The sequence below is a fragment of the Lactobacillus sp. ESL0246 genome (genome assembly GCF_003692965.1).
GTDB lineage: Bacteria > Bacillota > Bacilli > Lactobacillales > Lactobacillaceae > Lactobacillus.
Genome location: NZ_REHC01000007.1, coordinates 13,887 through 35,649, shown reverse-complemented (window position 1 = coordinate 35,649; position 21,763 = coordinate 13,887). Strand labels below are relative to the sequence as shown.

The window sequence follows — 21,763 nt, the reverse complement described above, 5'->3', positions numbered from 1 at the left end:
CTATGCAATTTTTCTATTTAATCATCACATTCATTGTTGTGGTGGCAGACCAAATTCTTAAGAGTTATATAGCTGCTACTTACCATATTGGAGAAATTCATCAAATAATTCCTGCAATTCTCTCTTTTACATATGTTCAAAACAACGGAGCAGCTTGGAATATTTTAACTGGACAAATGGTCTTCTTTTACATAATTAGTTTTTTTGCAATTATTGTTTGCATTTGTTTTCTCTTTAAAAATAAATATAACAGTAAAACTTTTAATTGGGGAATTGCTCTTGTATTAGGGGGAATAATTGGCAACTTAATTGATCGGATCCATCTAAAGTATGTGATTGATATGATTCAAGTAGATTTTATTCAATTTAATATTTTTAATATAGCTGATGCGGCAATTACTATTGGAATTATTCTTGTATTTCTTTATCTTCTATTTATTGATGAAGGTGAACAAAAAAATGTCGGATAAATATACCATCAAAGTTACTGCCTTAAATGGTAGACTTGATAAATATATTACAACTCAAATACCAACGCTTTCACGTTCTCGCGTCAAAGAATTAATTGATGGAAAACAAATTTTCGTAAACGGAAAAAATGAAAAAGCATCTTATAAAGTCCGGATCAATGATTATATTTCTATTACTGTTCCCATGCTCAAACCATTAAATATTTCACCAGAGAATATTCCATTAGAAATCATTTATGAAGATGATGACGTGATTGTGGTCAATAAGCCTCAGGGTATGGTAGTTCATCCGTCAGCAGGACATCCCGATCATACTTTAGTTAATGCACTGTTATTTCATACCAAAAGTTTAGCCAAAAGTCCTGAAGGTTTCCGTCCTGGAATTGTTCACCGAATTGACAAAGATACATCAGGATTATTGATGGTAGCCAAAAATGCTGATGCTCGAATAAGTTTGGAATCGCAATTGGCACACAAAACTAATAAACGACAATACCTTGCTATTGTTCATGGTAATTTTAATGAAAAAGTAGGAGTAATCGATGCTCCTATCGGTAGAGATCGTGTTAATCGAAAAAAAATGGCCGTAATTGAAAATGGTAAAAAGGCACGTACCCATTTTGAAATCTTAGAACAATTTAATGGGTATAGTTTAATCCGTTGCCAGTTAGAGACCGGACGAACACATCAAATTAGAGTTCACTTGGCATACATTGGGCATCCTGTAGCTGGTGATCCGTTATATGGACCTCACCACACATTAAAAGGTCATGGTCAATTTTTGCATGCTGCCCGTTTGGGTTTTAATCAACCACACACTAACCAGTGGCTTGAGTTCGAAGTAGAACCTCCACTAATTTTTAACAAAACCATATCTCAATTAAGAGAAACAAAGTGATGAAATGAAACGATATTTGATTCTTGAAGATGGTTGCTTTTTTCCTGGTGAAAGTTTAGGCTCTTCAATTATTTCTACAGGTGAATTAGCAATTCAAACCAGTAATTTTGGTTATCAGGAGGCTTTAACAGACCCTACAAACGCTGGAAAGATTTTAATCTTTACTGCGCCTATGATTGGTGGTAACGGAATCAACGCAATCGATTACGAAAGCATTAACCCATCAGTTAAGGGAATTATTGCAAACGATATTGCACTTAATATTTCTGATAGTGAAAATTTTCAAGATCTTGATTCTTTTTTAAAAGAAAAAAATATTCCTTTAATTTATAATGTTGATACGCGAGCATTAGTTCATCGATTAACTAAAGAAAAGACAATTAAAGCCTCGATTATGGATACAAATGACGAACACGCTTTTGACCAGATTAAAGCATTAGTTTTGCCAAAAAATAGATCGGCAACTGTTTCGACAAAAAATGCTTATGCTGTTCCAAATGTTGGTAAAACAGTAGCTATTATAGATTTAGGACTTAAACATTCAATGTTGCGTGAATTATCGCTAAGAAAAATCAATGCTACAGTTTTTCCTTATAATACATTAGTTCCGGACATCAAAAATTTACGTCCTGATGGAATTATAATTTCTGGTGGGCCGGGCAAAGTAGAGGAAGTTAGAGAAGATCTTAAGTCCATTTTTGATACTTTTTATACTAAAAAGCCAATTTGGGCAATCGGATTAGGTTTTTTAGCATTAAGCGATTATTTAAAACTTCAATTAGTTAAATTACCTGAGCCATATAATGGAACTAATTATCCCGTAATTGATCAAAATACTAATCATATCTTGCAAGTGGCAATGAATATCAATCAACTTGTTCTATCTAATAGCATTCAATTACCTATGGTACATGAATATTATGACCTTCATAGCGAATTACTGGCTGGATTCAGTACTAAGAACAAGGTAATTGCGACAGCTTTCAATGCAGAAGGAGCCCCAGGTAGTTTAGATGCAATTGAAATTTTTGATAATTTTGTAAAAATGATGGTGTAAACATGCCTTTAGAAAATGATTTAGACAAAGTTTTAATTATTGGTTCTGGACCAACATTGATTGGTAAAGTCTCAGAGACAGACGTCTTGATTTCAGATGCAATTACAGCACTCCTAGAAGAAGATATTCGCGTTATTCTTGTTAATCCTAATCCCGCGACGATATCAACCGATAAGAAAGCAGGAGTAACTGTTTATCTAGAACCAATGACTCTTGACTTTCTTAAAAGAATTATTCGTATGGAAGAACCTAGCGCTATTATTCCAGTTTACGGGTCAACAATTGGATTAAAAGTAACTCGCGAATTAATCAAAGATGGCATTTTAAAACAAATGGGTATTCGGTTATTGGGTGTAAATGATTCAACTCTCATGATTAATAGTCATCAAAAAATGACCACATTTCTTGAGCAAAACGATATATCTGTTAATCGATATTGGAATTTATCCGATTTTACTTATAATAATTTAGAGCAAGAATTAAATTCAAAGGTAACTTTTCCAGTTTTATTAATTAAAGAACAACAATACATTCAAAATAAACGGATTATTTTTTATAGTGCAAAAGAAGTTAGTGGTTATTTAAAAAAGGAACGTCAACGACATGATTTTTCAATTAAACATTATCGCTTAACAGAAGATCTATCTTCTTGGAATGAAGTTTTACTTAATGTGATTCGGGATAATGCTGGTAACATTATTTTCACCGGAATAGCCGATACTATTGAGCCTGTAGCAATTAATTCTGGAGATTCGACAGCAGTAATGCCCGCGTTAACTCTCAATAATGATCAAGTGCAAACAATTCGTCAAATTGCTAAAAAAATTGCGAACAGTTTAAAAATTGTTGGCGTATTAAATATGCATTTTGCAGTTAAGCACAAAGGGACTTCGTTTACAGTAAAAATTTTATCAATCAAACCAAGATTAACTCGCAGTGCAATTTGGTCGCAAAAAGCCTCTTTGTATGATATGGGATACATTGTTTGCAAAATTGCAATTGGCTATCATCTAAATGAAATAACTGACCCATTATCTGGCCTTAATGCTGCAATTGAACCTGCATTAGACAAAGTAGCAATTAGAATGCCTTTTTGGTCGCTAACACAGTCTGGAAGTAATCACTATAATTTAGGTCGAAAAATGAAGGCTAGTGGTGAAGCAATCGGAATTGGTCGGAACTTTGAAACAGCCTTTTTAAAAGGATTAGCTTCAACTGTCAATATTAAGATGGCTCTAGAAATTTATCAGAAAGAAAAAACCAAGCCACGTAATGAAATTATCCAAGATTTGCTACATCCAGATGAACATCATTTGATTAAGCTATTAGCAGCAATTTGCCAAGGCTTTACTTATCAAGAAGTGCAACCACTAACTCATATTCATCCCGTTTATTATCAAAAACTTGAGTATTTAGTTCAAATTGGTCAACAGTTACGGACAGAAAAAATAGATGATCATTTACTTTTAAAGGCTAAAATACGTGGCTTTAACAATTCGTTAATTTCTGCTTTATCAAATGTCAATATCTCTGATTTAAATAAACGTCTTGAAAATTTACACCTTGAACCTTCTTATATTCAAATTGATGGCTCTTCTGGAATTTATCAACCTAATGCTCATCAATATTACAATGCCTTTGGGGTTCAAAATGAATCTAAACCACTAAAGGCCAATAAAAAGGTGCTTGTCATTGGAATGCTTCCATCACAAGTCTCAGTTACGAGTGAATTTGATTACATGATTACCCATGCTTTAATGACTTTACATAATAATGATTATGCCACAGTTCTGTTATCTAATAATGATGAATCAGTTGCCACAAATTATCAAAAGGCAGATAAAGTTTACTTTGAACCAATTACAATTGAAAATATTCTTCAAATTACTAAAAAAGAAAATATTAAGGATGTTTTATTGCAATTTTCTGGTAAGCAGATCAATGCATTAGCTAAAAAACTAATTAACAGAGGACTTAACATTTTTGGAAATCAAAATATTAATGTCAAAGACAGAATTGAACAAGTATTATCATCACCGCTAAAATTTTTAAAAGAAAATCCGTTGATTACTACAACTGATCAAAAGAAAGCTAACGATTTTATTCATGAACATGGTTTTCCAATTTTAATTGGTGGTTTTAATAGTAAAGGTATTAAACAAAAATCTGCAGTTGTTTACGATCTGCCCGCTTTACAAGAATATTTGGAAGAAAATCAGTTGGCCAAAATTTCTTTATCTCACTTTATTGAGGGAAATAAATATGAAATTACGGCAATTTCAGACGGAAAAGATGTAACAATTCCCGGAATCATTGAACATTTAGAACAAACAGGCTCACATGCATCGGATTCAATTGCAATTTTTAAACCACGCAATCTTTCTAAAAATGGGAAAAAATTGCTAACAACATACACAACTAGGTTGGTTCAAAAGATAAAGATGAAAGGTATTTTTACCTTACATTTTTTAATTGTTGATAAAAATATTTACCTTTTGCAAATTAAGCCTTATGCGGGGCATAACATTGCTTTTCTATCCCAAGCATTGGGAAAAGATATTACCGAATGTGCAACTTCCGTTTTAGCTGGTCACAGCATTACCAGCTTGGGTTATAAATCCGGATTATGGTCTTCTACAAACTTTATTCATGTAAAAATGCCAGTATTTTCGTATATTAACTATAAGAGCATCAATACTTTTGATTCAAAGATGAAATCTTCTGGTTCAGTCATGGGACGCGATACCGAACTAGCTAAAGCCTTATATAAAGGATATGAAGCTAGCGGACTTAAAATTCCAAGTTTTGGTACCATTTTTATATCTGTTCGTGATGAAGATAAGAAACGTATGACGGACTTAGCACAACGCTTTTACCGCCTTGGCTTTAAAATAGTTGCAACAGAAGGAACTGCAAATAACTTAGCAGAAGCTGGAATTACTACTAGCGTACTTACCAAAATACATAATGGTTCTAATAGTCTCTTAGCAAAGATTCGCCAACATAAGATCGTAATGGTTATCAATATCACTAATTTATCAGATAGTGCAAGCGAAGATGCTATTATGATTAGAGATGCCGCACTTAATATTCATATACCAGTTTTTTCAAGTATCGAAACTACTGAACTAATCTTAACGGTGCTTGAATCTTTGTCGTTAACAACTCAACCGCTTTAACCAGTCTTTTAAAGCAAAAGTAAGTGTCTGGGAAAAAACTAGACACTAAAAATCAAAAAAATTCGTTAGAACCTTTAAGTTCTAGCGGATTTTTCATATATATTCTGCCCCAACCTTGATATTATTAATTTATCACAAAAAAGGTGAGCTTTTCATGTATCAAAATTATATCACAGGTCAAACTGCTTGCTTATTCTCGACGGGTTTTCTCTGGCAGGAAGATTGAAAGAATGCTAGCAGAAAATTTACCAATGATGTCATTGCTGGTGGTAGGCATATTTCGTATCATACGATCAATAACTTTAGATCTAGCGTCCATGCCAAATTAAAAATTAGTGCAATTAAACTTTATGATGAGCTAATTCAAAAAGAAGTAATTCAAGCAATCACTGAAGAAGAAGTGCAAACTAGTCAAGGTCTAGCAATGATCGCTGAACCTAAAGAGTCGTACCTGGAGGTTCAACTAAAAACGCCAAAGACGTGGTCTCAAAAAGATCCGGCATAAATTGCGTCAGGACTTGATTCCTAGAGCTAAGAAGTATGAAGAAGCAGAAACAATATTTGGCGAGCGTAACAGCTATGCTAAAACTGACCATGATGCGACTTTTATACATATGAAAGAAAATCATATGAAGAATGGTCATCTCAAACCGGGGGATAATATTCAAGCTGCCACTATCGATCAGTATGTGGTAGATTATGCACTTTACCCTAACCCAACGAATTTTAAGACTTTAAAACCCTTTTTGGCGCAGATGACTGTTTTAGATAAGTTCAAGAATATTGTTGCCGATGCTGGCTAACTGGACTTATCACGAACAAGATGATTATTATATAGACTGGCAAGGCGTGCGCCAAAGACAGGTACAATATAATCCCAGCTGGCAATATTTTAAGTTTAAAGCCAAAGTCACTCTTCAAAGTAAAACAGACAAACGCTGCAGGAAAATAGATGTCGAGCCAGTCTTTGGACAGATGAAGAGTGTATTTGGTATGCGGAGGACACATTCACTAGGCAAGAAAAAAGGTGAAACCGATGTTGGTTTGATGCTCATGATGATGAACTTAAGCAAATATTGGAATAGGAGGGGGATAAAGGGACTCCCTTTAAAGCAAAAATAGGAAAAAATAGATCAAGTATTTCTAAAGAGAAATTTTTGATCTATATTTTTTGTCTACGAAGCTAGTTTTTTCCCAGACACTTATTAACTTTTGGAAGCTCAAAATGGAAGATAAAAAACATGAAATTAAAGTTTTAAGTGATGAAGAGGCTGCAGAGTATTCTGGAGGATATCTATTTCATAAAATTGGGCAAATACTGACTCGACCGACTTGTTAATTGAATTTTATTAGTATTTATGAGTAATAATAATTCAAATAAAAATATTTCATATAGTTATAAAACTATGGGAGCTACTATAGAATTAACTATTTGTGATACCCAAAGAAAAGGTATTATAAAAAGAATTGTTGATTTAATAAATAGCTATGAAAAAAGATTAACTGTTAATTCGAATAATTCTGAAGTTATCAAATTAATCAATTTGCAGGGGATAAAAAAGTTAAGGTTTCAAATGAAACATACTCTTTAATTAAGTTAGCCATTAGCCATTAAGAAAAGTAGAGAAAATTTTGGATTTAATGCTTTAATTGGTCCAATAGTTAAGTTATATGGCATATAGGATTTAACGATGCAAAAGTTCCTGATGGAAAGGAAATAAAGTCAAGTCTTAGTTTAGTTAATCCTAAAAACATTCAACAGAATGATAATGATCACTCAGTGTTTTTAACTAAAAAGGCATGGAAATAGACCTAGGTGGAATTGCAAAAGGGTGGATTGCTGACAGAATTCGGGATTTTTGGAGGTCCATTGGTGTTAATCAAGGAATAATTAATTTAGGTGGGAATATATTGTTCGTTGGTGATTCTCCAGATCCTAAAGATGGATCTTGAATTTGAACTATCCAAGATCCATCTTTAGGCCTCTTGGGCACCCCTATAGCAACTATTAGTACCCCTGAATGCTCTGGTTGTTACAAGTGGGATTTATGAAAGATATTTAGAAGCTAATGATAAGAAATATCATCATATATTTGATGATAAAACCGGATATCTTGTAAATGCAAATCTTATGAGTGTAACAGCTTTTACAAAAGATTCGGTGGAAGCTGAAGTGGAATGTAAAAAATTGTTTTTTGCTGGAAAACCTCTAAAAGGTTGGCTTAACAACCCTGATTATTATGCAGCGGTTTTTGTATACAATGATGATAAAATTTTATTTGATAAGGTTTAATTAACTAGCTTGATATTAATATCGATTCCTTATAAAAAACACTTCATTTTGAAGTTTAATACTTTTTGACAAATTTTGTGCTTTCGAAGCAAAGAATATTGGTGAGATGAGAAGAAATTCAATTCAACTCAACAGTATTAGGCATTGCTTTTACGCTGTTATATAAATAAAAAGTATAATCAACAACAATATTAGAATCATTTAAAAATTTTATTGAGTATTCTTGCAGAATATAAGACTGTAGTAATAATCAAGGACGTGTATATTAATAATTATTGTTAGGTATTAGAAAAAACTAGGCAGTCACCATATCGGGGCTAATAATATGCTCGTTTTGAGCAAATTTTAGGATTCGTCGATGGAATTGGCCTGTGATTTTTTAGGAAGAATTTTGTTTTATTAAGCAAAGGTGTTAAAATACACTTATATGCCATTAATACATGAGCATAAAAATAGCAAAAAATTGTTTATAAATTAATAACTTTTAGATGTGATTTACAACGTTAATAAAAAAGTGTTTGCTGCAAGCTTTTTTGATATATTGCTCCGAACTTGATTTTAAAATAAGGAAGAAAATGAAAATTATAACTACTGAGACTACTATTAAAAAAATTTTGATGACAGTAGGATTTTATTTTTTTGATGAAATATGCATAAGATTAATTTTTAGATTATGCTTGAGATCTCGAAGATTTGAGCTTCTTTCTGTTAAACTGACTCGAGATATAATAACCTTGTTTATTTTTATTGTATTCATTTTTTATACAAAAATTGTTGAAAAACATGATTTCAGAATTTCATTTTGCAAATTATTTTTGGCGTTTTTTCTTGTGTTCATTTTTTCTTATGATGACAGGCAATGCAAAGCAAGAGGTTGATCCTAGAACAATTTTTCATACTTTAATATTTTCTCCGATTATTGAGGAAGTAATTTCTAGAAAAGTTGTTTTTTCTGGATTAAGAGAATCAGGACATATTGTTTTAGGCATTATCTTCAGTACTCTTTTGTTCGTTTCATTACATGCTGATTTCAGCATAACTGGATTGATTTATTTTACAATAATGAGTTTTGCATTAATGTTAATTCAACTATGGACCAACAGTGTTATTAACAGTATATTATTACACTCATTTATAAATTTTGTAATTTTATTTATTTTTTGACTATGGAGATATTAACAATGAAAACCGCAATTTTAGATGAATTATACAAGGACTTTCCTTTTGACAATGATTTCATTGATAAAATAAATATAAAAATAATTTATCAAAAACCAGAAATTGAAAATAATGAAGAAGAAGTTTGCATTGTCAAAAATCCTCTTTTTTTCTTTTAAATAAAATTAAATCCTGCTAATACAATACTACAAAGTATTCATCAACAGGATAAAGTCTACAACCGAAACTTATAGTGGAGAAACTGCATACTACTTTAAATCAATACAGCAATAAAAAAATCAGCAATATTATCAAAGCTCTAATAATATGATGCTTGATATGGAAACTATCATTTATTATACCAATAATAATCGAATTGATATAAATAACCAATACAACCAATATAGACAGACCTAAAAAAACATTTCGAGGAACAAAAAAATATGTAAAAACTAATATACTACAGCAAACATTTATAATTTCTATCCTTGATTGCTTTTTCCTTAAATTTCTTTTTTCAATAAGATCAATCAATGATGCAAATAACGACGAAAGCATGAATAAAAAGAGCAAAACTAATCCTGTATAAAATTTCATTTTTCTATTTTCTCTATTTAATAATTATAAAATACACTACAATGACCGTAAATATCTATATTTACTATTGAAAAAGGCCTATTTTTGTCTGATTAACAAGTAAATAAAATTGACGTATGAATCGGTAAGATCCCCTTCACGAATAATTTTACCAAATATATAGTTGAAGAGCCAGCATAAATCAATAGATGTTAATGTCAATTTTTTGTAAGTAATAAACTTTTAGCCTTCCTCTATTTGCAGTTTTCACTTTTTTAAATTATTCGCTCGGGCAAGTCAAATAATATCTGGCCACCATTAATGATCCCTTGATCCCAGTAGTGTGTCTTGGCTGCATTGCCAAGATTTGCTTGAAACTGCTTACAAATAACAAGTTCTTTACCTTAAAGCGGTAATCTACTTGCATGATTCGTTGCTCTTTAGTAGCTTTTCTTTGTTCTTTGAGCAGATATTGAGCAATATTACCACCATTTAACTGGAAGATAATACTTCTAGCTAATACTTCAGTTCCAACCCAGCGGTCTTGAACTTAATCCTTCTGTTGAATAATGACTGATGTGACCTTCAGTTGTGAATTACCGATATTGAGTATTTACGATCAACTGCCAGTTGCCTAATATATAAGTTTTAGCCTGCTTAAGTGCCCCAACTTGTGTTGGTGTCAGGCTGGGATCACTAAAGAAGATCAGCTTTTAATTTTTGACAAGAGTCCTGAATGGCTGTGGTTCCAAATGATGAACAAAGGTCTTGATAGACCTTTTCCTGAAAGTAACCTTAAGAAACTGCACGTTAAATTAATAGTTGATTATGATATTTTCGTTTTGGTAGTTAATGGAATTAGTTTGATAGCCCGTGGCTATCAAAAATTTGGCGATGATTTAGCTGTTGTTGCTGCTAATGGCAAAGTTGAGTTTAAGAATATAGTGTTAAGAAAGTAAGCTTTGGCGGAAAAGATTAAATCTCTGTTTTTTTCGATATGGACGGTACTTTATTGTCTAGCAAATCAACTATTTTACTGGAAGTAAGTCAGGCTGTGCATAAATTAAAAGCAAATGGTAATGTTCCTGTTATTTGTACAGGTCGAGCAGCATTTGAAGTACAACATTTTATGAAAGAGTATCAGATTAATTCATTAATTGCAACTAATGGTCAATATGGTAAATTTGCTGGTCAAATTGCATTCAACTTAACTATTCCTAGTGCTATTTGTCAAAAGTACTAGCATACGCTCAAACTAGGAATTAGTTATTTTAAATTTTATGGACCCAATCATGAAATTATTGAAGTTTTTCAAAGAAATAAGAAGTAAGAAAAATGTTATTAGGCTAAATCGAAGCTGACGGTACTAAATTTGTTTTTGTCGTTGGCAACGAAAATTATCAAATTAAGAATTCAATTAGAATACCAACGACAAAACCGCAATAAACTTCAAAAAAGGTTGCAGTTTATTTTAAGCAGTTTGTTGTTCAAGCAATTGGTATTGCTTCATTTGGTTCGATTAAAATTCGTAAACAATCAGCTAATTACGGCTTAATTACTGATACACCTAAAAAAAGATGGCAAAATACTAATTTTGTTGGCTTTTTTCAAGAGTAACTTAATGTACCTCCTATATTTTTTACTACTGATGTTAACGGCTCGGCTTATGGTGAGTACGTGATGTCATTATTATTAAATGAAGATATTAATTCTTCGGTGTATTACACAATCGGTACTGGGGTTGGTGGTGGTGCCTTGATCAATAGCCATTTAATTGGAAGTCAAGGACATCCTGAAATGGGTCATGTTCTGTTAAAGCGCCATCCAGACGACCTGGATTTTGCTGGTGTTTGTCCGTTTCACCATGATTGCTTAGAGGGGGCTTGTTTCAGGTCCAACTTTTGAAGCACGAGTATATTCAACCTGGAGCACAAGTGCTGCTGGATGATCATGTCTGGAATATTATGGGCTACTATGTTGCTCAAGCAGCTTTGCAAGTTACTTTGATTTTAAGTACCGATAAAATTGTTTTTGGTGGTGACGTTGTGAGTGAAGAATTTTTAAAGAAGGTTAGACGTGATTTTAGTAAAATGCTAAATAATTATGTTACCGTTTTGATAAATATATTGTGATGCCCGAATTGCTGATAATGGTTCAGCGACAGTTGGTGATTTTGCTTTGGCGAAAAATTTATTAAAACAATAGAGTAAAAAAGTGTCTGGGAAAAAACTAGACATTAAAAAGCAAAAAATCCGTTAGAATCTTTAAATTCTAGCGAATTTTTTTATATACATTTTGGCCCAGCCTTGATATTATTAAATTACTACAATTAAAAAAAGGTGGGCTTTTCATGTACCAAAATCATATCACAGGTCAAACTACTTTAACACTTAATTTAGACTTTTCGATTCCTAAAAATTATCTTGCTCAAGTTATCAGTAACTTTTTTGATTCTATTCCTGATAATGTTATGCTTGAAAATCAAGCTAATGCCGGTAGACCAGCCTATCGCTCAGCTAGGATGCTTAAATTTGATGCTTAAAATTTTACTTTTTGCTTATTTTTGGCGTGTTTTCTCTGGCAGAAGGACTAATCAAAGAAGATGCCATTTTTATTGATGGGACTAAAATTGCAGTGATGCCAACAAGTAGATTTTTGTTTGGAAAAAAGCAGTGGAAAAGTTTCATGCCAAATTAAAAATTAGTGCAATTAAGCTTTATTATGAGCTAATTCAAAAAGAAGTAGTCCAAGCAATCACTGAAGAAGAAGCGCAAACTAGTCAAGGTCTAACAAACTAGAAAGTGCCACCGAGATCAACCAAGCTGGCTAACTGGACTTATCACGAAAAAGATGATTATTACATAGACTGGCAAAGCGTACGCTTCAACTTTAAAGATACGGCAAACGTAAAAATAAGAGCACGGTTTTAGTATCTGATCTTAAAATCTATGAAGCAGATGAGTTTCAGCTAACAGATGAACTGATCGAACTAGCTAAAACTAAGAGCGGGCGCCAAAGACAGGTGCAATATAATCCCAACTGGCAATATTTAAAAGAAAAAGCCAAACAAACTCTCCAAAGTAAAGCAGGCAAACGCATCTACGCGGAAAGAAAAAAGTAGAAAACGATATTTGCTTGATGTTCATGATGATGAACTTAAGCAAATATTGGAATAGAAGGGGGACAAAGGGACTCCTTTTAAAGCAAAACAGGAAAAAATAGATCAAGTATTTCTAAAAAGAATTTCTTGATCTATATTTTTTGTCTACGAAGCTAGTTTTTTCCCAGACACTTTTAGTTGAATTATTATAATTTTTTATGTTGGATATTATCTTTTTTTGGCGTGACTTCGATTGAATTTTGACCTGTATAAATTACAAAACCAGGTTTAGCACCATTAGGCTTTTTAACTCGTTTGGCTTCAACATAATCAACCTGAACATGTGCAGAATCTTTTGCCTTAGAATAATACGCAGCAATCTCTGCTGTTTCAGCAATATCTCTATCACTGGGTTGATTGTCTTGCAAAATCACATGTGAACCCGGCATATTCTTTACATGGAACCAAATATCATGTTTATTTGCTTTTTTAAAAGTTAACCAATCATTTTGATAATTATTCTTGCCAACAAATACAGTTTTTCCAGAAGATAAACGAAATCGATTTAAGTTGTGTTCAGTAATTTTTTTGACTTTTTTTTGTTTTTGTTGACGTTTAATGTATCCTTGAGCAGTTAATTCATCTATAATTTGATCAATATCTTGCGGATCGGCATTATTAATCGCTGTTTGGACAGAATCAAAATACTCAAGTGTCTGTCGCGAAATTTTAACCTGCTCCTTAACATGCTTTATTGAATTACGAAGTTTCTTATATCGAGTAAAATATTTCTGAGCATTACGAGCAGGGGAGAGAGCTGCATCTAACTTGATCTCAATTGGTCGATTATTTTCATAGTAATTAGGTAAACTAATTTTAGTCATTCCTGAATGAACTTGTTTCAAATTTGCATTTAAAATTTCCCCGCGGATTCGATATCCTTCAGAATTCTCAGCAAGATCCAACTGCGTCTGTAGCTTAGTAATTTTCTTTGTTAATTTTTTCTGTTCATTTTTAATAACTCGTTCAACTTGACTAGATCTTTGCTTAACCCAGTCACGATTAGACTGATAAAGATAAAATTCATCTAAAGCCTGGTTTAGGTCAGACTTAACACTTTCTTTTGTTAAGTCAAGATGGTAAGGAAGATAGGGAAAAATTTTCCGCTTATTATCAGACGATTTAAGAATAAAAGCACCTTTTTTATCAAATTGAGATAAGAATGTCTTAAAGGAAGTGTATGAAAAATCATCTTCTAAATAGCCCGTTAATTCATTACGATCATCACGATCAAGACCACTAACTTTTTGAACAAAAGATTGGACAGTCGTTGTTCGGGTCATACTATTAAACTCATCTTTAGTTATCTTAAACCCATTAATTCCAGGGATAAGCGGGGGAAGCTCATACTTTGCTTTAGGTAAAAGTAAACGAACACGATTTTCCTCTGGATTAATTCGTTTAAGTAAGTCAATAATACGATTACTCTTTTTATCATATAAAATCACATTACTATGACGTCCCATTAATTCAATTGATAAAACTAGTTGTATTTGGTCTCCTAACTCATTACGATTACTAAAATAAAAATTAACGATTCGATCAACACCAACTTGTTGAATATCTTGCAATACGGAGCCCTCAAGATACTTTCTAAGCACCATTACAAAAGTAGGTGCCTTATCTGGATTAACAATTGTTTGCTCGGTAATGTAAAATCTAGGATATTGTGCATTAACAGAAATTAAAACTTGCAAATTCTTTCGATTTTTTCTAAATGTTAAGATTAGATCTTGATCAAATGGCTGATAAATTTTGGAAAGCCGACTTCCAATCAGCGTGTGTTTAATATTATTTATTAGACTATGTATGAATAAGCCATCGAATGCCATAAATATCACCTCAAAATTACGTTTTCTATTATAGCAATTATTTGATAGAAAGTGTAAACCCAAGTCTAATTCCAATGTGAAAATAGGGTACTTTAATTATATATGCACAGATTTAAGTTTTTTGAGCAAAATTTTACCAAAGCTGGTATACTATTATTATAAATTAATGTTTATTTAAACTTAAAATGTGTGTTATAAATAATTTCTTAGTATTTACAATGCTTTATATTATATATAAAGCATTGTTTCACAACATAATTTATAAAATAAATTTATTATTCAAAATTGATGGAAGGAGAATAAATTGGATATCTTAGCCTTTAGCATAGTCGCAGGGAATATTAAAAAGGAAATACGTAATAGGTGTGGGTTAAATTTTTCACAAACTCGCATTCTGCTTTATTTTGCTAAAAATAATAATCAGGCTTTAAAAATGGGGGATTTAGCTAATAATTTAAAAATCTCTCTTTCCACTTTAAGCCGTCAACTGCAACAAGTGAAAACAATTCAACTAATTACAATTACTCGTTCTGAAAATGACTCAAGCAAGACAGTTGTTCTCAGTGAAAAAGGGTTGAATAAGTTGAAAGAATTAAAAAGATCCATGAATGATATTGAAAAAAGTCTATTACAAGATCTTTCACAGCAAGAAGTTAATTGTCTTAGTCAAACTTTTGATAAATTAATCAAAAAAGAAAGACTGATTTTAAGTAAGTAGTCGAATAGCTTGAACTTTTATGCTATAATTTCCTTTAGTCGTACATATAAAAGCGAAAGGTTAGTTAATTAGATGAAAATTGCATTAGTTACTGATAGTACCAGCGTTATAACTAAACAAGAAGCGGATATAAACAATATTATTGTTCTACCGATTCCAATTATTATTGGAAATAAAGAATATTTAGAAGATGTAGATATTACATCAGAACAACTTTTTGAAATGCAAAGAAAGGGAGCTGATTTTCCCAAAACTTCACAACCAAGTATGGGGGATTTAATTCATCTTTTTAACAAATTGTATGGTGAAGGGTATGAAGCAATCATTGCAATTACATTATCAAGTGGAATCTCTGGCTTCTATCAGACCCTATGTAATATTGCAAAAACAAATCCAGAATATAATTTGCATCCAATCGACACAAAAATGACCGTAAGATTGCAAGGCAATCTTGTTTTAGCCGCTGCGCGTCTAATCAAAAATGGTGTAGATTTAGATACAATTTTAGAAAGGCTGGAGCAAATTAGGTCAACAATTGATGAAATTTTTGTTCCAAATGATTTACAAAACCTACGTCGTGGCGGTCGTTTAAGCAATGCAGAAGCATTTATTGGATCAATGCTTAATATCAAACCACTGTTAACTTTTAGAGATGGTAAAATTGTTGCTTTTGACAAAATTAGATCAATGAAACGAGCTTTTGCAAAAATCAAAAAGTTAACAGTTAGTGAGATAGATAAACTTCCCTATAAAGATAAAATAAAATTATTTATTATTGATTCAAATGATAGCAGCCAAGTAGAAGAGGCTAAAGTGTTTTTACGTGATACATTTCCTAATCAAAATATATCTGTAACTAAATTTAGTCCTGGAATTGCAACACACTTAGGAGAAAAGTCATTTGCTATTGGTTGGATGATTGATATTGATAAGATTGATCTAACCAAGTAAAATGTTTTTACACTCTGCACCTCAAGGATAGATTTGATTATGGAAAAAAGAGATCAGTTTACAGATTGGGCGATAGAGTTACAAAGTATCGCCCAAAATGGTTTAGAATTTGGACGCGATCGGTTTGATTTAGAGCGTTATACTAGATTGAGAGAAATTGCAACCGAAATGATGACTTCCAAAACGGGACTACCTAAAAAGCAGATTAAATTTATGTTTAGCAGTGAGGATGGCTACCAAACCCCAAAATTAGCTACACGTGCTGCTGTTTTTAAAAACAACCAAATACTTTTAGTCAAGGAAACAACCGACAACCTTTGGTCTATGCCAGGTGGATGGTGTGAACCTAATCTTTCGGTTAGAGATAATTGTATTAAAGAAGTGAAAGAAGAAGCTGGACGAGATATTACGGTTAACAGGGTGATAGCAATTAAGAATAGTCAAACTAATATTCATGGTAAAAATCGTATTGAGCGAGCCATCAATGTATGCAATATTATTTTTTTATGTCACGAAATAGGTGGCCAGTTTATTCCAAATACCGAAACGAGTTCTTGCTCTTACTTTTCTCTTGATAAATTGCCACCACTATCGCTTAAACGCAATAACCAAGAGGAGATAACAATGTGTTTTGCCGCTTTAAATGAAGCTGATTGGCAAACATGGTTCAATTAAAAAATCTAGTAGGTGATTTTTACCTACTAGATTTTTTAATTCCCTTGTTTTGGATCATCATTTGCTGAAATATCATTTAATGCTTGTCGTTGCTTTGTTTGATCAACATGAGTATATAAATCCGTTGCTGTCGTTCCTTTTTGACCAAGTTGTTGTGCAACTAAAACTTGATCTTTGGTAACACCATATAATTCAGAAGCAAGAGTATGCCTTAATTTATGTGGTGTTAAAGGATGACCAAATGCCGCCGAATATTTGTTAACCATCTTCTCAATTGCATTTGAAGTAATTCTCTTTGTTTGTTGATGCCAATTAGTTAAGAATAGGGCGGATTCTCTTTTGGTAACATTATACCGTTGCTTGCGAACTTTTTTATAATCTATCAGATAATCAAGCGTCCATTCAGCAATAGGAACACTATCTCGTTGACCACCTTTTCTCGTTACATCTAAAGTTGCTTTACGTAAATTTAAATCAGCAACATTAATTCCAGCACATTCAGAAACACGAATACCAGTGCCTAATATTAAAGCAATAATCGCTATATCACGTTGCTTATTAACTTTAAAGGAGGGAAGGGCTTGTTTATTACAACGCTGTTCATACTCGTTTTCAATAAAATCTAAAAACTGGTATTTCAAGTTACCGATATACATATGAGATTCAAGAACATGAGCTCGATAATTAAGAGTTTTTGTATCATTAAGTGAATCAATCTTAAGCATTACATTTCGTTCGAAATACGGTTGACCATCATTGTTATCTGCTGTTATCGTCAAAAACTTAAAAAGAGAGCGCAATGCATTAATTGAACGATTTATTGTAGTCGGTGAATTTAAATGGCCTTGCTGATTCTTTGTATGTCCTAAATAATTAATGTATAGCATAATATCATTTCGATGTAAGTTAGCTAGTGTTTCAACGGTAACTTGCTTATTATTGTTCACTCTTGATATTCCTTCAGTTCGCAACCAGTCAAAAAAACGTCTAATTTCAGTTAAATACTGATATGACGTTGCCAAAGAATGATTGGTTCCAAAGTTATATTCCTTAATATAATCGGGCATATTTTGTAATTCAGTTTGAATTAAATTTAAGTACTTATTTGTCTCCAAAAGTTAGTTCTCCTAGCATAATAATCTTTATTTAATTATAAAACAGGAATATATGTTTGTCTTTAAAAAAGTCAAAGCCCAGATAGCTTTTAAAGAGAAGATTAGTAGAATAGCAAGAAAAATTAATTGAGCAATATTTGTTATGTTTTATAGAGCATAAAATATTTTTTAAAAAATTATATTATTATAAATACCTGTTAATCAAAGCTTTTACCTATCATTAAAATTATAGTTTTAATGATAGGTAAGCCAATTTAATAAGATACATTATGGTATCATTAATCAAACTTTCTTTACTAAAAACCAATTCAGTTATTAGAGCAATTTTGAATTGGTTTTATATATCACTGTTTAATAAATAAATTGACCAAATTTTTGATCTCAACAAATAGGAGATTATTTATCGATAAATATTATCAAATTTACATATGCTCATTTTAAACTCCAGGTTTAATTTACAGTGGTTTTAAAATTTATTCAAACAGAATTTAAAGATATTCTATCTAACCAATTTTTGACTTTATTATAAATAAAGCGATAACGTCCCTCAATTTATAATAAAGTCTCACTTTAGCTTTACATAATATATATTATACGAAGTTAATTATTGCTTTCCTGTTCTCTCTCCATTAATTTAAACTTTTTAAGCGGTATCAATAATTGTATTTAAATCTCAATGAACAACATCTATTTAAATTTAGAGTTTAAATAAGATTTTTTATAATGCTTATTTAAGCAAACAGTTTATAATTAAAGCGGTATCAAATTTGCTTGGTAATTTTGATATTTCTATCATGGATTTTAACAAGTATTTTTTCTAAATTTTGTTATTTCATATCAAAATTTAACCAGCTTTCGATCATAAAACAATTTTATTTTTGCTTATTAGAGCAAAAATTGTAATAAAGCGCTTTTTATTTTAGAATTTATATATTATAAATAAATAATCTGTTAAGAAAGCCAGGTTATTTATTTTAGCTTAGATTATCAAGCAATTGGTAATTATACAAAAATATTTTTGATTTTAAGATTTTTGATTTTAAGTTTATTTTTTTAGTGCAATTTTATTTAAATTTTTACTAATTTGTCTTATAATACTTTTTAGAGTATAAATTAAAACTTTTTACTTCGATAAATTTGCTGTTATGTTTTAAGATTTTATTGAATTTGAATGTTTTAGTTATTATTTTTTGTTTTTTTGTTTATTTCTATAATTAATCTGTTATTATGGAATATGGAATTATATTTTTGAAAGGGTTGAATTTATTCCATGAGTATAAATTTAGGAAAAGAAATATGCCGTCGACGACGTGAACAGAAGTTGACACAAGAGGACCTTGCAGAGTTGAGTGATTTGTCCGTAAACTTTATTTCTCGTCTTGAAAGAACTAAGAATCAAAATATTAGTATTCAGAAGCTCGATTCTATTGCCCGAGCTTTAAATACTACAACACCTGATATTATTATGAATGCTTACCGTTTTAAAGAAGTTAAGGCAGAAAATCATCAAGATAATACTCCAGTGTTCATTAAAAAAGTTCTTAATGAATTAAGAAAAATGGCTCCTGAAAAAGCTGAAAGAGTTTGCAAGTCTTTCATTATCTTAGCAAAAGAAATCAATAAAGATTAGTTCTATTTAGAAAAAAAGAAATAGGAAAGTTTCCTATTTCTTTTTTTATTTTTATATATAATACTTTAAATAAGCAAAATGTTTATAAGCTACTACCTATTTACCTTATCTACATAATGCAAAATAATGCAAACACCATAATTATAAATTAACTTCTAATTAAAGGCTTCTGTAAGCTGTGGTACTACTTGTTTTTTCCGCGAAACAATCCCTGGAAGACTAATTTGTGAATCATGAACTTCACCAAAAGCATGTTCAAAAACATTTTTGGCCTCATTTGATCCACAAATCAAAGCAACTGAGTCAGAATCAAGAACATCTGTTATCAAAAGCATAAATAAATCATAATGATCAGTTGATGATGTTGTTTCCATTGTTTTCAATAAGGCTGATTTACGAGTTAATGCTTCTGACAAATCAACTACATTAATCTGGGCTACTCGAATAGCTTTACCATTTAAATCAAAACTCTTAGCATCAAGATTAATAAGATCTTCTTCTGACTTGCTTTTAATATTAGTACCCGCTTTTAATTCTTCTAAACCGTATTCAGCATAATCAACCCCTGCAATGCTTGCTAAAGCTTCTACTGCTTGTCTATCATCAGAAGTAGTTGTCGGAGACTTTAACAACAAGGTATCAGAAATTATTGCTGAAAGCATAATACCAGCAATATTCTGTGGAATTTGAACATTAAAATGTTTATATAATTTCCACAAAATTGTACTAGTGCATCCAACAGGCTCAGCTATATAAAACAAAGGTGAACTAGTATCAAAATTCATGATTCGATGATGATCAATAACATGTGTTACAGAGACCTTTTCAATATCAGAAACACTTTGCTGTGGCTCATTATGATCAACTAGCATTACTTTATTTACTTCATTTGCTGCAGTCTTAATTACTCTAGGTGCTTTAAATCCAAATTTTTTTAAAGCAAATGCAGTTTCATCATTAGGATTTCCAAGAGCTACAGCCTCGGTGTTGTAGCCCAATTTGTTTTGTAAATATGAATATGCAATTGCCGTACCAATTGCATCAGTGTCAGGATTCTGGTGTCCAAAAATTAATTCTTTTTCCATTTCATTTATACCTATTGCCTTTCCGTGTTTAATCATCTATCGATTTTTTTAATTCAGTTAAAATATTTTTAATTCGCGGTATATCCTTTTTACCTTTACGATAAACAATTGAAACCAAGAATTTTTGATCATCTAATAAATGTACTGGCGTCAATCTAATTTCATTACGATGAGTTTGATAATATGTGTAACTGATGAATGTATCATAATTAGTTGCCTCAGCAATTTTTATCAACTGTCCAGTCGAAGAAAAACTCATTGGAACTTTCATCTGATTCTTCGTACTTATTGTACTATTAAATTTTTCTTTCATCAATTGCCTTAAATAGAAACTATCTGGATAAGCAACCCAATTTGTTTTAACAAATTCAGAAATTGGATATGATTTCCCCGCTTTCATTCCATCATTATGCGTTAAAATTGTTATGCTATCTTGGCTAATAGTCATACTTTCATATTGATTATGCAAATTTGCCTGACTCTTCTTAAGCTCACACGGAATATATATAATTGCCAAGTCAATCAAATTATTATCGAGATTGTACCACAAGTCTTTTCTATTAAAGCTAACAAAAGTAGTTATAATTTGGGGATTTTTTTTATTAAAATCAATCCAAAAACGCTGTAGTATATCCTGATCAATGCCTTCTAATATACCAACTGTTATTGTCCCTTTATCTGCCTGGTTAAATTCCTGAATATCTCTAACAACTGAATTAACCGTTCCAAGTAATTTGATTGCACCAACTTGCAACTGTTTACCTGCTTCAGTTAAATAGAGCTTTTTCCCATTTTGACCAAAAAGCGGAGTTCCGATTGCATGTTCTATCTTTTTAATCTGTTGCGATAAAGCTGGCTGAGTGATTCCTAAAATCTGTGCTGCTTGAGTATAATTCATTGTATCAATCAGTTGTAAGAAATAGTGTAAAGACTTTGGTGATAGTATTATATCTGTTTTAGGCATAT

General features: G+C 31.4%; 16 protein-coding genes and 4 pseudogenes. 16 read left to right on the top strand and 4 right to left on the bottom strand.

Going from position 1 to position 21,763, the window contains the following annotated elements:
* Positions 1 to 2 precede the first annotated feature (2 nt).
* The 12 genes and pseudogenes from lspA (at position 3) to F5ESL0246_RS03765 (ending at position 12,882) form a co-directional block, all read left to right on the top strand.
* Positions 3 to 470: a signal peptidase II gene (lspA, locus tag F5ESL0246_RS03815; protein ID WP_122018201.1), complete on the top strand. Its 468-nt coding sequence runs from the start codon at positions 3 to 5 to the stop codon at positions 468 to 470.
* Positions 460 to 1,368 carry an RluA family pseudouridine synthase gene (locus F5ESL0246_RS03810; protein WP_122018200.1) on the top strand — a complete coding sequence of 303 codons (909 nt, stop codon included), beginning with the start codon at positions 460 to 462 and terminating at the stop codon, positions 1,366 to 1,368. Before lspA ends, F5ESL0246_RS03810 begins: the two co-directional genes overlap by 11 nt.
* 4 nt (positions 1,369 to 1,372) lie before the next feature.
* Positions 1,373 to 2,425: a carbamoyl phosphate synthase small subunit gene (locus tag F5ESL0246_RS03805; protein WP_122018199.1), complete on the top strand. Its 1,053-nt coding sequence runs from the start codon at positions 1,373 to 1,375 to the stop codon at positions 2,423 to 2,425.
* Between the two features lie 2 nt (positions 2,426 to 2,427).
* The gene (locus F5ESL0246_RS03800) at positions 2,428 to 5,604 is read left to right on the top strand and encodes a carbamoyl phosphate synthase large subunit (RefSeq protein ID WP_122018198.1); all 3,177 of its coding nucleotides are present in this window, start codon (positions 2,428 to 2,430) and stop codon (positions 5,602 to 5,604) included.
* Between the two features lie 173 nt (positions 5,605 to 5,777).
* Positions 5,778 to 6,633: pseudogene (locus F5ESL0246_RS03795) on the top strand (transposase); the annotation flags it as partial.
* A gap of 329 nt (positions 6,634 to 6,962) precedes the next feature.
* Positions 6,963 to 7,897 (top strand): annotated as a pseudogene (locus F5ESL0246_RS08435) (FAD:protein FMN transferase).
* 846 nt (positions 7,898 to 8,743) lie between these two features.
* Complete coding sequence (locus tag F5ESL0246_RS03785) at positions 8,744 to 9,061, top strand: CPBP family intramembrane glutamic endopeptidase (RefSeq protein WP_158593153.1); 318 nt, start codon at positions 8,744 to 8,746, stop codon at positions 9,059 to 9,061.
* Between the two features lie 17 nt (positions 9,062 to 9,078).
* Positions 9,079 to 9,234 (top strand): hypothetical protein, encoded by a 156-nt coding sequence (locus F5ESL0246_RS08200; RefSeq protein WP_158592789.1) that lies wholly within the window; start codon positions 9,079 to 9,081, stop codon positions 9,232 to 9,234.
* A 1,068-nt stretch (positions 9,235 to 10,302) separates the two neighbouring features.
* A complete protein-coding gene (locus tag F5ESL0246_RS03780) occupies positions 10,303 to 10,590 on the top strand; it encodes a hypothetical protein (protein WP_122018196.1) in 288 nt (95 codons plus the stop codon).
* Positions 10,591 to 10,628: 38 nt separating this feature from the next.
* The gene (locus F5ESL0246_RS03775; RefSeq protein ID WP_122018195.1) at positions 10,629 to 10,874 is read left to right on the top strand and encodes an HAD hydrolase family protein; all 246 of its coding nucleotides are present in this window, start codon (positions 10,629 to 10,631) and stop codon (positions 10,872 to 10,874) included.
* Positions 10,875 to 10,981: 107 nt separating this feature from the next.
* Positions 10,982 to 11,836, top strand: a pseudogene (locus F5ESL0246_RS08430) (ROK family protein).
* Positions 11,837 to 11,981: 145 nt separating this feature from the next.
* Positions 11,982 to 12,882: pseudogene (locus tag F5ESL0246_RS03765) on the top strand (hypothetical protein).
* A gap of 55 nt (positions 12,883 to 12,937) precedes the next feature.
* Here the strand turns inward: F5ESL0246_RS03765 and F5ESL0246_RS03760 are convergent.
* Positions 12,938 to 14,623 carry an NFACT family protein gene (locus F5ESL0246_RS03760; protein WP_122018194.1) on the bottom strand — a complete coding sequence of 562 codons (1,686 nt, stop codon included), beginning with the start codon at positions 14,621 to 14,623 and terminating at the stop codon, positions 12,938 to 12,940.
* A gap of 304 nt (positions 14,624 to 14,927) precedes the next feature.
* Between F5ESL0246_RS03760 and F5ESL0246_RS03755 the strand changes: the two genes are divergently transcribed.
* From F5ESL0246_RS03755 to F5ESL0246_RS03745, 3 genes are all read left to right on the top strand, one after another.
* Positions 14,928 to 15,341: a MarR family winged helix-turn-helix transcriptional regulator gene (locus F5ESL0246_RS03755; RefSeq protein ID WP_122018193.1), complete on the top strand. Its 414-nt coding sequence runs from the start codon at positions 14,928 to 14,930 to the stop codon at positions 15,339 to 15,341.
* Between the two features lie 72 nt (positions 15,342 to 15,413).
* Positions 15,414 to 16,292 carry a DegV family protein gene (locus F5ESL0246_RS03750; protein ID WP_122018192.1) on the top strand — a complete coding sequence of 293 codons (879 nt, stop codon included), beginning with the start codon at positions 15,414 to 15,416 and terminating at the stop codon, positions 16,290 to 16,292.
* Between the two features lie 39 nt (positions 16,293 to 16,331).
* The gene (locus F5ESL0246_RS03745; protein ID WP_122018191.1) at positions 16,332 to 16,967 is read left to right on the top strand and encodes an NUDIX hydrolase N-terminal domain-containing protein; all 636 of its coding nucleotides are present in this window, start codon (positions 16,332 to 16,334) and stop codon (positions 16,965 to 16,967) included.
* Between the two features lie 35 nt (positions 16,968 to 17,002).
* Here the strand turns inward: F5ESL0246_RS03745 and xerS are convergent, their stop codons facing one another.
* Entirely contained in the window at positions 17,003 to 18,082 is a 1,080-nt protein-coding gene (xerS, locus tag F5ESL0246_RS03740) for a tyrosine recombinase XerS (RefSeq protein ID WP_122018190.1), read from the bottom strand.
* 1,270 nt (positions 18,083 to 19,352) lie between these two features.
* On the opposite strand from xerS, the gene F5ESL0246_RS03735 reads away from it, so the two are divergent.
* Positions 19,353 to 19,712, top strand: a complete 360-nt coding sequence (locus tag F5ESL0246_RS03735; RefSeq protein ID WP_122018189.1) for a helix-turn-helix domain-containing protein — start codon at positions 19,353 to 19,355, stop codon at positions 19,710 to 19,712.
* Positions 19,713 to 19,867: 155 nt separating this feature from the next.
* On the opposite strand, the gene F5ESL0246_RS03730 is transcribed toward F5ESL0246_RS03735, so the two are convergent.
* Both F5ESL0246_RS03730 and F5ESL0246_RS03725 read right to left on the bottom strand, forming a co-directional pair.
* Entirely contained in the window at positions 19,868 to 20,797 is a 930-nt protein-coding gene (locus F5ESL0246_RS03730; protein ID WP_122018226.1) for a manganese-dependent inorganic pyrophosphatase, read from the bottom strand.
* A gap of 28 nt (positions 20,798 to 20,825) precedes the next feature.
* Entirely contained in the window at positions 20,826 to 21,761 is a 936-nt protein-coding gene (locus F5ESL0246_RS03725) for a LysR family transcriptional regulator (protein WP_122018188.1), read from the bottom strand.
* Positions 21,762 to 21,763 lie beyond the last annotated feature (2 nt).